Here is a 13,158-nt window from a genome sequence, read left to right as displayed (position 1 = left end):
CACTTGGCAACGTCGACATTCAAGGAGGGGCTCATGACAGCTCTGCAGACATTCCTCACCTCCCCGTTTCTTGGCACCAGCACTTGGTTGTGGCTGGTGTTCATGGCCATCGTCATCGGTTTGCTGGTACTCGACCTGGGTGTGCTGCACCGCCAGGACCGCGAGATCGAAATGCGCGAGAGTCTGCTGCTGTATTCGGGGTATTTCAGCGTCGGCGTGCTGTTTGGCCTGTGGGTCTGGCATGAGCTGGGCGCGCAGTCGGCGCTGGAGTTCTACACCGGGTTCCTGGTCGAGCAGTCGTTGTCGATGGACAACGTGTTCGTCATGGCGATGATCTTCGGCTTTTTCGCCATCCCCCGCCGCTACCAGCACCGCGTACTGTTCTGGGGCATTCTGGGCGTGGTGTTCCTGCGTGCGATCATGATCGGCGTGGGGGCGGCGCTGGTGCAGAACTTTGCCTGGGTGCTCTATATCTTCGGCGCCTTCCTGCTGTTCACGGGGGTGAAGATGGCCCTGTCGAAGGAGGACAGCCACCCGGACCTGGCCAATAATCCGATCTTGAGATTTGTCCGACGGCACATGCGCGTGACCGACCAGATCCATGGCTCGCACTTCTTCGTGCGCCTTACCCCGCCCGGCGAAAGCAAGGCACTGCGTTATGCCACACCGCTGTTCCTGGCGCTGGTGCTGATCGAACTGGCCGACCTGGTGTTCGCCGTCGACAGCGTGCCGGCGATCTTCGCCATCACCCAGGATCCGTTCATCGTCTACACCTCGAACATCTTCGCCATCCTCGGCTTGCGCTCGCTGTACTTTGCCTTGTCGGCACTGATGCACCGGTTCGTCTACCTCAAGTATGCGTTGGCGCTGGTGTTGATCTTCATTGGCTGCAAGATTTTCTACCACGGCATGGTGGGCAAGGTGCCGGCGTTGCTGTCGTTGGGGGTGACGTTCGGGTTGTTGCTGGGAGGGGTGGTGGTTTCGTTGATCAAGACGCGGGGGAAGAAGGTGGTGGTGGACGGTACGGCGTTGGAACAGGTATCGGATGGGAATGACAAAGCAGGGAAGAAGGAGGAGGACCCGCAGTTGCGGGTCTAAAGATACATTTTTTAATTTTTTGCTACCTGAATTCAACACATAAGTGCAACGCTCACCCCTGTATGCACTTCGTACGGCGTCTTCCAGCCCAAGCGCTTGCGCGGGCGTAGATTGATCCTCGCTACTGGTCATCTGCGCTTGAATCCTTCGGTGTGAGAGCCTGGATTCTACCGGTGGCTGGCTCTCTGCCTCTCGTTTCAAGCGTTGCGCTTATTCTATGAATTCAGGCTAGCTTGATCAACAGAAAAACAAGTAACAACCAACATGAACCAACAATTGTCATCCAGGAAGAAAAAACAAGCTTACGCTTGATCGCAGATGGGAATTTTTTATCTCATCAGCACTAACAACCCCAATCCGGGAATGGAACCCAGGAGAATTAAGAGCTGCACAAACTCCACAGACGATCATCCACCGCGCGCGATGGCTACTCGTACCCAAATGCATTTTAATTTGCTCTAGATAAGCGCTGCTACGTATGGAGCGGTTTACGACTTCAAACTCGCGGGAGAAGGCGACACTCGCGCAGACGCTCAGACCAATCACTATGAATGCAAAAGGTGTTATTGCGAAGACCAACTGAAGATTTAGTGGCCACATATTTATATCAACCACTGTGTGATTCATAGATCTACTTGAATTGGACAAATGCCCACATAGCCGCCATCCCGACGAATCCGCTCACAGTCAGCCAAGATGAGATTACGAGCCTTCGTTTGAGGCTGAGTGGAAACGCCTTCAACTCTTCTACATCCAACTTCCCAGTTCGCAATACCAACCAAGGAAATGAAACCAATCCGCCCACTGCCCCCACCAACATCCATCGCCACTTGAAGCTACCATTGCCCCAAGTGCTCTTCAATAATTCTAGATATGGATTACTGGTAATTGAAGAGCAGACAGTGCCATAGTCTTTGGACAGCGTAATGTAAGCACCCATGACAAGGCCGGGCAGTCCCACAATGAAGGGGCTAAGCAAAATGATTAGCTTAAGACCTGAGGACCAAGTTGAAATATCAATCATTGATCACCTCGTAGATAAACTCACCCGCTGACTCTCCAAAGTCCGCGCCCAAGAGGCCTCCTGCCAACCCACCTCCCCCGACTAACACGATGCCACACAGCGGAGTGCCTAGACCTCCTGTTCCCGCTGCAAAAACACCGCATAATGTACCCACCGCTGCGGTCGCCGCATATGATCCAAGCGTTGCCCCGGCAACACCAGCAGTAAAACTGCCTGTCTCAGTTAGCCGCACCTTCCTACAAGCCTCGGTTTCGCCGGCACGACAAACTTCTTGCACTTTCATGTATGACGAAGTACCAGCTAGCCCAACCGCAGCATGCCCCCCCCACTGAAGGTACTTACCAAGCTTTGCCACCTTATCCAGATGCGTCGCATACCCCGGTATCTGCCCCGGGCCGCCGGCTTTCGACCAATGATGCACAAGGCTTTTGGTCGAAATATTCAAACTCTTCTTCAGCCGTTCATAGCTCCCAAGATTGAGCTTTTTGTTGAGAAACGCCGCTTTCAACTGCCCGTCCAGTTGCTGCAACAACTGCCGCCGCTCAGCAAAGAAACCCGGGCTGTTCAGATGGCCATGGCGCAAGAATTCGCGTTGATGCAGCTGCTCGATCTTGGTCAATGTCCCGCTGACTTGCTTTAGCCCTTGATCGAGCATGTCCTTGCCCACCCCCATGGATTGGCTGGCGTTGGCAAGCAATCCCGCAATCTCGGCCTGGTGCTGCATCATGAAATCCGATTCGGCAATATCAAGCGCTGCCAGTGCCCGCCGCGCATGCTCGGCGGCCGCCATCAGCTGGGCCTCTTCGCGGGTGCAGGCGTTGCCATTGTCCGGGTCACCAATAACGAAAATCTCCCCTGCCTTGAACCCTTGCTCGAAGGTGGGGTTGAGCCGCTGCAAATGCGAGATCGGCAGGGTGCTGTCGTGTGCCTGCAACTGCAGCAGCACCTGCGGGAACGACATGTGCCGGGGCACCACATAGAACCCCGGCTCCAACGAGCCGGGCATGGATGTCATCGCAGATTGCGCGAAGTGCTCAGTGTGAGCCCCAGACACCTGTACGGCTGGCCTGGCCTGCCTCGATGGCGGTGCCTGATTCAACGGTGCAACCACCCGGTTACTGCCAGGCGAACAGGCACAGACGACCAGCGCGCCATCCATCGCCACCCGCCTGCCGGAAGAGATGAAGAACTCCACCCCTTCAGCAACCACCCCCTCCTGCCCACAAAGCGGACACTCCGTAGTGGGGTCGCCTTCCCTGAGCACCTCGCGTCCATCGGACGTGTACCCAGTACCGGTGGCGATGCAAATGGCCCCGGTGGTCGTGGCGTCACCATCGACCGCCTGGCCTCTGCCATCCAGATTGACCCGCATTGGCAATAATCCCTGTGCATTTATCAGGCTTGAAACCTAACAGCTGCCCAGAGGCTTTTAGTGCCTGAAGTGGGAAAATAGACGTTTCCTACAGGTTCGATGAACTTACGCCTCGAAGAGGCCAGTACAGGCTTGCATCACCTTCCGCTACGCAACATCTCAACCGGCACATACTTGCCGATCTCGTACTTGCCGATCGCCGCCCGGTGCACCTCATCCGGCCCATCAGCCAGGCGCAGCGTTCGTTGCATGGCGTACATGTAGGCCAACGGGAAATCGCCGCTCACCCCAGCCCCACCGTGCATCTGGATGGCCCGGTCGATCACCTTCAACGCCACGTTCGGCGCCACCACCTTGATCTGCGCGATCTCGCTTCGCGCGACCTTGTTGCCGACGGTGTCCATCATGTACGCCGCCTTCAGCGTCAGCAGGCGCGCCATGTCGATCTCCATGCGCGAGTCGGCGATCTTGTCGACGTTGCCGCCCAGCCGCGCCAAGGGCCGGCCGAAAGCCGTGCGCTCGACCGAGCGCCTGCACATCAGCTCCAGTGCCCGCTCTGCCATGCCGATCGAACGCATGCAATGGTGGATGCGGCCTGGGCCAAGGCGGCCCTGGGCGATCTCGAAACCACGCCCCTCGCCGAGGACCACGTTCTCATAGGGCACCCGCACGTTCTCGAACAGCACTTCGGCATGGCCATGGGGCGCATCGTCATAACCGAACACCGGCAATGGGCGAACGATCTTCACCCCCGGCGCATCGGTCGGTACCAGCACCATCGAATGCTGCTGATGGCGCGGGCCGTCGGGGTTCGACAGGCCCATGAAGATCATCACCTTGCAGCGCGGGTCGCAGGCGCCGGATGTCCACCACTTGCGACCATTGATCACCCACTCGTCACCGTCACGCACGGCTGTGGCAGCCATGTTGGTTGCGTCCGAAGAAGCCACGTCCGGTTCGGTCATGGCGAATGCCGAACGGATCTCGCCGCGCAGCAACGGCTCCAGCCACTGGCGCTTCTGTGCCTCGCTGCCATAGCGCACCAGCACTTCCATATTGCCGGTGTCCGGCGCCGAGCAGTTGAAAGGCTCCGGGCCCAGCAGCGAACGGCCCATGATTTCGGCCAGCGGCGCGTACTCCAGGTTGCTCAGACCGGCGCCGTATTCCGACTCCGGGAGGAACAGGTTCCACAAACCCTCGGCCCGGGCCTTGGCCTTGAGTTCTTCCATGATCGCGGTGGGTTGCCAGCGGTCGCCCTCGGCGACCTGGCGCTCGAACACCGGTTCGGCAGGATAGACATAAGCATCCATGAAGGCGCTGACGCGCTCTCGCAGTGCCTGGACCTTGGGCGAATAGGCGAAATCCATCGGGGTTACCTTCACGGTTCGAAGTACATGGGCAGAGCCTAGAGCAGCCAGCCTCGATCTACCTAGTCTATTTTCCGCGTGTATAAACATTCATAACCGATATATGATCGGCCAATAATTCCAACAAAGAGCGGCGCCATGAACCTCAGCAAGGTCGACCTCAACCTGTTCATCGTCTTCGACGCGATCTACACCGAAGCCAACCTGACCCGCGCCGGGCAGATCGTCGGCATCACCCAGCCGGCAGTGTCCAACGCCCTGTCGCGACTGCGCGAAACCTTCAACGACCCGCTGTTCGTACGTACCGCCCAGGGCATGGTGCCCACACCCATGGCCCAGAACATCATTGGCCCGGTGCGCAATGCCCTGGCACTCCTGCGCACCTCGGTGCAGGAAAGCCGCATTTTCAATCCGCAGCAGGCCAACAAGACCTTCCGCATCAGCATGACCGACCTCACCGAGGCGGTGATCCTGCCGCCGCTGTTCCAGCGCCTGCGCCGCCTGGCCCCGGCAGTGCTGATTGAAAGCTTCCTGTGCAAACGCCGCGAAACCACCAAGGAACTGGCCGCCGGGCGCCTGGACTTCGCCGTCGATGCCCCGCTGAACACCGACCCGCAGGTGCGCCACGTCAAGTTGATGCAGGACCGCTACGTCTGCGCCCTGCGCCAGGGCCACCCGCTCGCGGATGCCAAGCTGACCCTCGACAATTACCTGGGCATGACCCACATCCATATCTCCAGCCGCCGCAACGGCCTGGGCTACGTCGACCTGGCACTGGGCAAGATGGGCGTGCAACGCAAGGTCGCGCTGCGCTCCCAGCATTACCTGATGGCTTCGCAGGTGTTGCAGCAGACCGACATGGCCATGACCGTACCCGAGCGCTTCGCCCGCCGTCACCAGCTGCGTTTCCAGCCGCTACCGGTGGAGGTGCCAGCGCTGGAGACTCACCTGTACTGGCATGAGAGCACCGACCAGGACCCGGCCAACCGCTGGATGCGCGAGCAAATCATCGAATTGTGCGAGCGCGTGGTGGCCGAAGAAGAACGTGCGCTGGAGCCTGCCTGAAGCGCTCATGGCACTGTGGGCTCGCCTGGGCCCACAGAGAGAAAAACCATTCTTAAATGGTCTAACGATAGAGAAAAATATTCTCCATTAACCGGCTATCTGCAGCATAAAAAGCAAAATCATTTTCTCCCCAGCGCTTAGGCTTGATGCAACGATTGCCGACACCACGGTAACATTGCACGGACCCGCCCCATGCCTAGCGCCCCGCTCTATTTCGACTACGCCGCCACCACTCCGGTCGATGACCGGGTCATCGAAACCATGCTCACCTGTCTCGGTCGCCAGGTTAACTTCGGCAACCCCGCATCCCGTGGCCACGCCTACGGTCAAGCAGCACGCGAAGTAGTCGAACAGGCCCGTCGGCAAGTGGCCGAGCGGGTCGGTGCCCGCGCCGACGACATCGTCTGGACATCGGGCGCCACCGAGTCCAACAACCTGGCACTCAAGGGCATCGCCCAGGGCATGGCCCAGCCGGGCCACCTGATCACCAGCCAGCTGGAGCACAAGGCCGTGCTCGACACGGTCAAGGAACTGGAGCGCCAAGGCTGGGCCATCACCCGTCTGGCGCCGGACGCCAGCGGCCTGATCCAGCCCTACGCTGTGCAGGCAGCGCTGCGCGCGGACACCCGCCTGGTGTCGCTGATGGCCGTCAACAATGAACTGGGTACCGTCACCGATTTCGCTGCCATAGGCGAACGGGTTCGCGCCCATGGCGCCCTGCTGCATGTGGATGCGGCCCAGGCGGTCGGCAAGCTGGCCATTGACCTGCAGGCAATGGCGGTGGACCTGATGTCGTTCTCGGCGCACAAGGTGTATGGGCCAAAAGGCATCGGCGCGCTGTATGTCGGGCCTCGTGCCCGTGAGCTGATGTGCGCGCAGATCCACGGTGGCGGGCATGAGCAAGGGCTGCGCTCGGGGACCTTGCCGACGCACCAGATCGTCGGCATGGGCAGTGCCTTTGCCCTGGCCGGTGAGCCGGGAGACAGCGAGCACCAGCGTATCGAACGCTTGGCCATGCGCCTACGTGAAGGCTTGCTGGCATTGCCGGGGGTCAGCCTCAATGGCTGTGCCCTGCAGCGGATACCTCACACCCTGAACCTGTGCATCGAAGCCAACGGCTTCAACAGCATGGCCTTGGCCAGTGAGCTGGCGCTGTCGACCACCTCGGCCTGCAACTCGGCGAGCAACGCCGCCTCGCATGTGCTGTTGGCGCTGGGGCTGGATGAAGCGCGGGCACGCAAGAGCGTGCGCGTGAGTATCGGGCGGTTTACCAGCGAGGCCGAAGTGGACACGGCGATCGCGGTGTTCGGGCGGGCTTTGACGGCGGCTTCGGCTGCGCTTTGGTAACGCGCACTCAGCCCTTGCTCGCGTTGAGTGCCACGGCTGCCCGGATCAGGCTGATGAACGCCTGCTCGTCGATATCATCCCCTTCGAACACGTCGATGGCGCGGCGCGTATTGCCGTCGAGACTGGCATTGAACAGGCCCGTCGGGTCGGCCAGGTGTGCGCCTTTGGCGAAGGTCAGCTTGAGCTTGTCCTTGTAACTTTCACCGGTGCACAGGATGCCGGCGTGGGACCAGACCGGGACGCCACGCCATTTCACTTCCTCCAGCACCTCGGGGTCGGCCTGGTGGATCAGGGCTCGCAGGCGTGCGAGGGCCGGGCCGCGCCAGTCGCCCAAGGCGGCGATGCGGGTGTCGATCTGTTCGCTGGGGGTCAGGTCAGGCATGGCAAGATCCAGAAGCGCTCAGTGGGCTTCTCAGTATCGTTCATGCTTGAGGATTGTGTTGGCAGTGCTGGCCTCTTCGCGGGACAAGCCGGCACTGCCGACAACGCACTTACAGGAAGGTAAATACCGTCGAAGCCGGCAGACGCGACTTGTTCAGGCCGGCATTGAAGTCCGCCTCGCTGCGATAGCCCAGGCTCAATACCACGACGCTGCTGTAGCCCTGCTCACGCAGACCCAATTCGGCATCCAGCACCTTGCTGTCGAACCCTTCGATCGGCGTGGCATCCAGGCCATGGGCCGCTGCACCGAGCAGCGCGGTACCCAAGGCCAGGTAGGTCTGCTTCTCCATCCAGTGCTGCAGGTCTTTCTGATCGAAACGGTGCAGGTCCACATAGCCGCGACGGCTCTGGTTCTGCCCTGCCCGTGCCTGCTCGTCGCGGAAGCGGCCATCGGCCTGTTCCTGGTCAAGCACCGCATTCAGGTGCGCCTCGGTCATCTCGGTACGGGTGCAGAATACGATCACATGCGAAGCATCGAGGATTTTCGGCGAGTTGTAGGCAAAACGGCCGTCGGTGGCCTTGGCCAGGCGGGCCTTGCCTTCGGCGCTGTCGGCGACAACGAAATGCCAAGGCTGCGAGTTGACCGAGGACGGGCTGTGGCGCAGCTGTTCGAGCAGCGCATCGACCGTAGCCTGGGGAATCCTGCGGGTGGCATCGTAGGCCTTGGTGGTATAGCGGCGCTTGGCCAGGGAGACGGTATCCATGCTGCAACTCCAATCAACTAAACGGGATCTGTCGCGCATCTTATCTTTCCTGCAAACCGAAAAAAGCGGCAGAATGCAGCAACACTTTCACCCTTGGAGTGAAAATGCTCCGTTTCACCGACCTCGAACTGTTTGTGCGCAGCAGCGCCCTGGGCAGTTTCACCGCTGCCGCCCATGAAGCCGACCTGCTGCCGGGGCAAGTGGCCGCCGCGATCAAGCGCCTGGAGCGCGACCTCGACGTGCGCCTGTTCGCCCGCACCACCCGCAGCCTGCGCCTGACCGCCGAGGGCGAGCTGTACCTGCCCACCGCCCAGCGTGTACTGGACACCCTGCGCCAGAGCCACGAGCAGCTTCACGCTAGCCACAGCACCTTGCGCGGGGTGTTGCAGGTGTCCGCGCCTTCCGACATCGGCCGCAACCTGTTGCTGCCGTGGCTCAGCGCCTTTCGCCGCGAGCACCCGGCATTGAGCCTGCGCTTCTTCCTCTCCGACCAGATGGCCGATTTCAGCCGTGATCCGGTGGACATCGCCATCCGCTATGGCCTCAACCAGGACGCCAACTACATTGCCCTGCCGCTGGCCCCCTGGAACCGTCGGGTGGTGGTGGCCGCGCCCGGCTACCTGGCCCGCCACGGCCACCCCCGCACACCTGATGACCTGCAGCAACATGATTGCCTGCTGTACCTGCAGCACAATCGCGTGTACGACAAGTGGCAGCTTGGCAACCGCACCGTGCAGGTACGCGGGCCGCTGGTCAGCGACGATGCCGACGTGGTGCGGCGGTGGGCGCTGGAGGGTGAAGGCATCGTCTACAAGTCGTGGCTGGACGTCAGCGCCAACATCGCCGCCGGTGAACTGGAAATCCTGCTGCCGGAGCATCAGGGCGAAGCCACGCCGGTGACGCTGGTGTGCCCGCACCGCAAGCAGCTGTCGCCCGCCGTGACGCAACTGCACCTGTGGCTGCGCGAGCGTTTTGCCGCGCTGCAGCCTGCACAATTGTTCTAAACCGGCTGACGCATCTGCAGTAAGGTGAACTGCCCTATCCGTCAGCAGCGCAGCGCCATGAGCAACATCAGAGCACCGCAGGCCCGGTCTTTCTGCTCGAACCCGGCGACCTTCACGACGGCCACGCGCCGACTGCCGAAGGCTTCACTTATTCGACCCTGTACCTGGAACCGAACTGGCTGGACACGAGCTGCGGTGCATGGCCAGGAACTGGGCCGGTGCAGGTATTCAGTGACTCAGGGCCTCACGAAACCGCCGGGTACTGGCCACTGCCAGGATCAACCCGACCACCGCCACACTGCCGCCAACCATGCCAATATCGGCCACGCCCATCTGGCTACTGACGATACTGCCCAGCAGTGCCCCGCCACCGATGCCGATGTTGTAGATGCCGGAGAACAGCGCCATGGCCACGTCGGTGGCATCGGACGCCAGCTTCAAAGTCTTGGACTGCAGCGACAAGCTGAAGCTGAGGATCGCCACGCCCCAGAACATGCTCAACGCCGAGAACACATAGAAGTTGCCGGACAACGGCAGCAGCAACAGCAGACAAGCCGCCAACACGCCGATCGAGCCCACCAGGAAGCCATGGGGGAAGCGCTCGCTGTAACGGCTGAACAACAGCGAGCCGAACACGCCAGCGCCACCGAACAACAGCAGCAACAGCGTGGTGCGCTCGCCGCCGATCTGCGCCACGTGCAGGGCGAATGGCTCGATGTAGCTGTAGGCGGTGAATTGCGCGGTGATCACCAGGGTCACCAGCAGGTAGGTAATCACCAGCGCCGGGCGCTTGAACAAAATCGGCAGGCTGCGCAGCGAACCGGAGTTCTGGCTCGGCAGCAACGGCAGCGACTTCATCAGGCACAGCATGGTCACCAGCGCTACACCGGCAATGCTGAGGAAGGTGATGCGCCAGCCCAGTGCTTCGCCTACCACGCGGCCCAACGGTATGCCCAGTACCATCGCCAGGGTCGTGCCCGTCGCCAGCAACCCCAGTGCCTTGGCCTGCTGCCCCGGCGGTGCCACGCGCACGGCCAGCGACGCGGTGATGGCCCAGAACACGGCGTGGGCCAGGGCGATGCCAATTCGGCTGACCAGCAGCATGGCAAAACTCTGCGACAACCATGACAGCAGGTGGCTGAGAATGAACACCAGAAACACGAACAGCAGCAGGCGCCGGCGCTCGATGTTGCGGGTGAGCAGCATCATCGGCAACGAAGCCAGCGCCACCACCCAGGCATAGATGGTCAGCATCAGGCCGACCTGCGCGGTGGTCATGTCGAAGCTGCTGCCAATGTCACTGAGCAGCGCCACCGGGACGAACTCGGTGGTGTTGAAGATGAAGGCCGCCAGGGCCAGGGCGATCACGCTCAGCCAGCTGCCGTCACCCGCAGTCGGGGGCAGGTCGGTGGGTATGGGTCCGTTCATGGGCTGGAATCTGTTCTCCGCAGGCAAGGCGAAAGGACGCGCGTCAGGGGCCAAGTATCGGCCGCGCTGAGGCACGGGTTTGTTATTGGAAGGATTGCCCGCATGGTACGCGCCAAGCCTGGCCCTCACAACCACGAGAAGGCCAAGCCAGGCTATCGCCAGGTTCAGCCCTGCAGGGTCGCCATGTCGATCACGAAGCGGTACTTCACATCGCCCGCGATCATGCGCTCATAGGCCTGGTTGATGTTGCGGATGTCCAGCATCTCGATGTCGCAACGGATGTCATGGGCGGCACAGAAGTCCAGCACTTCCTGGGTTTCGGCAATGCCGCCAATCAGCGAACCGGCCAGCACCCGACGCTTCATTACCAGGTTGGCGGCATGCACGGCCGGATCGATCGGCTCGATCAGGCCAACCAGGATGTGCACGCCGTCGAACTTCAGGGTCTCCAGGTACGGGTTGAGGTCGTGCTGCACCGGGATGGTGTCGAGCAGGAAGTCGAAACGGCCGGCGGCGGCACGCATCTGCTCGGCATCGGTGGACACGATCACGTGGTCGGCGCCCTGGCGGCGGGCTTCCTCGGCCTTGGCCTGGGAGCGGGTGAACAGGGTCACTTCGGCGCCCAGGGCCTTGGCCAGCTTGATGCCCATGTGGCCCAGCCCGCCCATGCCGAGGATGCCGATCTTGTGACCGGGGCCGACGCCATGGTGCTTGAGCGGCGAGTAGGTGGTGATGCCCGCACAGAGGATCGGCGCTGCGCTGGGCAGGTCCATGCCGGCCGGGATGCGCACCACGAAGTGCTCGCTGACCACGATGCTGCTGGAGTAACCACCCATGGTGTTGCTGCCATCGACCCGGTCCGGGGTGGCGTAGGTCATGGTCGGGCCTTCCAGGCAGTATTGCTCAAGGTCCTTGGCACAGGCCTCGCAGTGGCGGCAGGAGTCGACCATGCAACCGACGCCGACCAGGTCGCCGACCTTGTGCGAGCTGACCTGGTCACCCACGGCGGTGACCCGGCCGATGATCTCGTGGCCAGGCATCAGCGGGTAGACGGCGATGCCCCACTCGTTGCGTGCCTGGTGGATGTCGGAGTGACACACGCCACAGTAGAGGATCTCGATGGCGACATCGTCCGGGCGCGGCGCACGGCGCTCGAAGGTCATGGGGGCCAAAGGGCTGGTCGGGGTTTGGGCGGCGTAACCGATGGCGGTGTACATGCGGGACCTCACGGGATAGTGAAACGATTCAGGGCGCGCATTCTGCTCGCCATCGTCCTCCCGGCCCACGGCTGATTCTCCGGCATCCATGCCTGATTCTCCGAACCTGCCAGCGGCCATCTGGCGCTGGCCAGCCAATCTGCGATCATGAAACTGTCTGATTCTCTGCCCTGGTTTCATCATGCAATTGACCCGCCACGTCGACGCCAACGCCCCGCTGTGTTCGCTGATCCGCAGCCTGGCCACCCGCCCCGGTTTCGCGCCCACGTACTTGCCCCAGGTGCAGGTACTGAGCTGGGACCACTACGTGGCCAGCAGCCCGCAGATCTACGAGCCGAGCCTGATGATCCTGGCCCAGGGCAGCAAACTGGCGCGCCTGGGCCCGCGCACCCTGGAGTACGGTGCCGGCCATTATCTGGTGCAGGCGCTGTCGGTGCCATTCATGTGCGAAACCTTTGCCACCGCCGACGAGCCACTCCTGGGCGTGGCGGTGGATATCGACCGTGGTGTGCTTGGCGAACTGGTGCAGAGCATGGACCTGGCACCCGACCCGGCGGTACAGGCGCAAACGCCACAGTCGATGACCTCGGCGGCGCTCGATGCACCGATGCGTGAGTCCGTGGAACGCCTGCTGCACTGCCTGCAGGACCCATTAGATGCCAAGGTGCTGGGCCCGGCGCGCATCCGCGAGGTGTTGTATACCGCCCTGCGCGGCCCCCAGGCAGGGGTGCTGCGGGCACTGGTGGAGCAACAGGGGCACTTCGCCCGCATCGGTGCGGCACTCATGCACTTGCGCGAGCACTACACCGAGCCGCTGAGTGTCGAGGCGCTGGCGGCCTGCGCCAACATGAGCGTGTCGACCTTCCACGAGCACTTCAAACGCTGCACCGACATGGCGCCGATGCAGTACCTCAAGCGCCTGCGCCTGCTCAAGGCGCAGCAGATGCTGATCGGTGAAGGGCTGGGGGTGGCGCAGGCGGCGCATCGGGTGGGCTACCAGAGCACCTCGCAGTTCAGCCGCGAGTACAAGCGCCAGTTTGCCCGCAGCCCGGGGGATGAGCTGCCCTACCAGAGCCTGCCGGTCTGACCCC

General features: G+C 61.8%; 11 protein-coding genes and 1 pseudogene. 6 read left to right on the top strand and 6 right to left on the bottom strand.

What is annotated here, in order from left to right; genetic code table 11:
* Positions 1-33 precede the first annotated feature (33 nt).
* Positions 34-1,098: a TerC family protein gene (locus tag BGP85_RS01775; RefSeq protein ID WP_103447971.1), complete on the top strand. Its 1,065-nt coding sequence runs from the start codon at positions 34-36 to the stop codon at positions 1,096-1,098.
* 1,016 nt (positions 1,099-2,114) lie between these two features.
* On the opposite strand, the gene BGP85_RS01765 is transcribed toward BGP85_RS01775, so the two are convergent.
* Together BGP85_RS01765 and BGP85_RS01760 are read right to left on the bottom strand one after the other, a co-directional pair.
* Positions 2,115-3,494, bottom strand: a complete 1,380-nt coding sequence (locus BGP85_RS01765) for a PAAR domain-containing protein (protein ID WP_103447973.1) — start codon at positions 3,492-3,494, stop codon at positions 2,115-2,117.
* 137 nt (positions 3,495-3,631) lie between these two features.
* On the bottom strand, positions 3,632-4,861 hold the full coding sequence (locus BGP85_RS01760; RefSeq protein ID WP_103447974.1) for an acyl-CoA dehydrogenase: 1,230 nt from the start codon (positions 4,859-4,861) through the stop codon (positions 3,632-3,634).
* A gap of 138 nt (positions 4,862-4,999) precedes the next feature.
* Here BGP85_RS01760 and BGP85_RS01755 point away from each other — a divergent pair, with 138 nt between their 5' ends.
* Both BGP85_RS01755 and BGP85_RS01750 read left to right on the top strand, forming a co-directional pair.
* Positions 5,000-5,926 carry a LysR family transcriptional regulator gene (locus tag BGP85_RS01755; RefSeq protein ID WP_103447975.1) on the top strand — a complete coding sequence of 309 codons (927 nt, stop codon included), beginning with the start codon at positions 5,000-5,002 and terminating at the stop codon, positions 5,924-5,926.
* Between the two features lie 192 nt (positions 5,927-6,118).
* Positions 6,119-7,273: a cysteine desulfurase family protein gene (locus BGP85_RS01750; protein ID WP_103447976.1), complete on the top strand. Its 1,155-nt coding sequence runs from the start codon at positions 6,119-6,121 to the stop codon at positions 7,271-7,273.
* Between the two features lie 7 nt (positions 7,274-7,280).
* Here BGP85_RS01750 and BGP85_RS01745 read toward each other — a convergent pair whose 3' ends face one another.
* Positions 7,281-7,655, bottom strand: coding sequence for a DUF1801 domain-containing protein (locus tag BGP85_RS01745; RefSeq protein ID WP_103447977.1), 375 nt, complete (start codon positions 7,653-7,655; stop codon positions 7,281-7,283).
* 109 nt (positions 7,656-7,764) lie between these two features.
* Positions 7,765-8,418, bottom strand: coding sequence for an oxygen-insensitive NAD(P)H nitroreductase (nfsB, locus tag BGP85_RS01740; protein WP_103447978.1), 654 nt, complete (start codon positions 8,416-8,418; stop codon positions 7,765-7,767).
* A gap of 104 nt (positions 8,419-8,522) precedes the next feature.
* On the opposite strand from nfsB, the gene BGP85_RS01735 reads away from it, so the two are divergent.
* Both BGP85_RS01735 and BGP85_RS29495 read left to right on the top strand, forming a co-directional pair.
* Positions 8,523-9,422, top strand: coding sequence for a LysR family transcriptional regulator (locus BGP85_RS01735; RefSeq protein ID WP_103447979.1), 900 nt, complete (start codon positions 8,523-8,525; stop codon positions 9,420-9,422).
* Between the two features lie 53 nt (positions 9,423-9,475).
* Positions 9,476-9,673 (top strand): annotated as a pseudogene (locus BGP85_RS29495) (AraC family ligand binding domain-containing protein); the annotation flags it as partial.
* On the opposite strand, the gene BGP85_RS01725 reads toward BGP85_RS29495, so the two are convergent.
* Entirely contained in the window at positions 9,651-10,850 is a 1,200-nt protein-coding gene (locus tag BGP85_RS01725) for a sugar transporter (RefSeq protein ID WP_103447980.1), read from the bottom strand. The pseudogene BGP85_RS29495 and the gene BGP85_RS01725 overlap by 23 nt on opposite strands.
* A gap of 164 nt (positions 10,851-11,014) precedes the next feature.
* A complete protein-coding gene (gene calA / locus BGP85_RS01720; protein WP_103447981.1) occupies positions 11,015-12,067 on the bottom strand; it encodes a vanillin reductase in 1,053 nt (350 codons plus the stop codon).
* Between the two features lie 181 nt (positions 12,068-12,248).
* Here calA and BGP85_RS01715 point away from each other — a divergent pair, with 181 nt between their 5' ends.
* On the top strand, positions 12,249-13,154 hold the full coding sequence (locus BGP85_RS01715) for an AraC family transcriptional regulator (RefSeq protein ID WP_103447982.1): 906 nt from the start codon (positions 12,249-12,251) through the stop codon (positions 13,152-13,154).
* The last annotated feature ends 4 nt before the right edge of the window (positions 13,155-13,158 follow it).

Origin of the sequence: Pseudomonas putida (assembly GCF_002906855.1) — a bacterium.
GTDB classification, from domain to species: domain Bacteria; phylum Pseudomonadota; class Gammaproteobacteria; order Pseudomonadales; family Pseudomonadaceae; genus Aquipseudomonas; species Aquipseudomonas putida_N.
The sequence above is the reverse complement of the archived record's forward strand: the minus strand, read 5'-3'. Positions and strand labels throughout refer to the sequence as shown.

Bases quoted from the DNA above. Each gene is read 5' to 3' on its own strand.
- BGP85_RS01760 (WP_103447974.1), bottom strand. From the start codon at position 4,861: ATGGATTTCGCCTATTCGCCCAAGGTCCAGGCACTGCGAGAGCGCGTC.
- BGP85_RS01745 (WP_103447977.1), bottom strand. From the start codon at position 7,655: ATGCCTGACCTGACCCCCAGCGAACAGATCGACACCCGCATCGCCGCC.
- BGP85_RS01715 (WP_103447982.1), top strand. From the start codon at position 12,249: ATGCAATTGACCCGCCACGTCGACGCCAACGCCCCGCTGTGTTCGCTG.
- BGP85_RS01775 (WP_103447971.1), top strand. From the start codon at position 34: ATGACAGCTCTGCAGACATTCCTCACCTCCCCGTTTCTTGGCACCAGC.
- BGP85_RS01750 (WP_103447976.1), top strand. From the start codon at position 6,119: ATGCCTAGCGCCCCGCTCTATTTCGACTACGCCGCCACCACTCCGGTC.
- BGP85_RS01735 (WP_103447979.1), top strand. From the start codon at position 8,523: ATGCTCCGTTTCACCGACCTCGAACTGTTTGTGCGCAGCAGCGCCCTG.
- BGP85_RS01765 (WP_103447973.1), bottom strand. From the start codon at position 3,494: ATGCGGGTCAATCTGGATGGCAGAGGCCAGGCGGTCGATGGTGACGCC.
- nfsB (WP_103447978.1), bottom strand. From the start codon at position 8,418: ATGGATACCGTCTCCCTGGCCAAGCGCCGCTATACCACCAAGGCCTAC.
- BGP85_RS01755 (WP_103447975.1), top strand. From the start codon at position 5,000: ATGAACCTCAGCAAGGTCGACCTCAACCTGTTCATCGTCTTCGACGCG.
- BGP85_RS01725 (WP_103447980.1), bottom strand. From the start codon at position 10,850: ATGAACGGACCCATACCCACCGACCTGCCCCCGACTGCGGGTGACGGC.
- calA (WP_103447981.1), bottom strand. From the start codon at position 12,067: ATGTACACCGCCATCGGTTACGCCGCCCAAACCCCGACCAGCCCTTTG.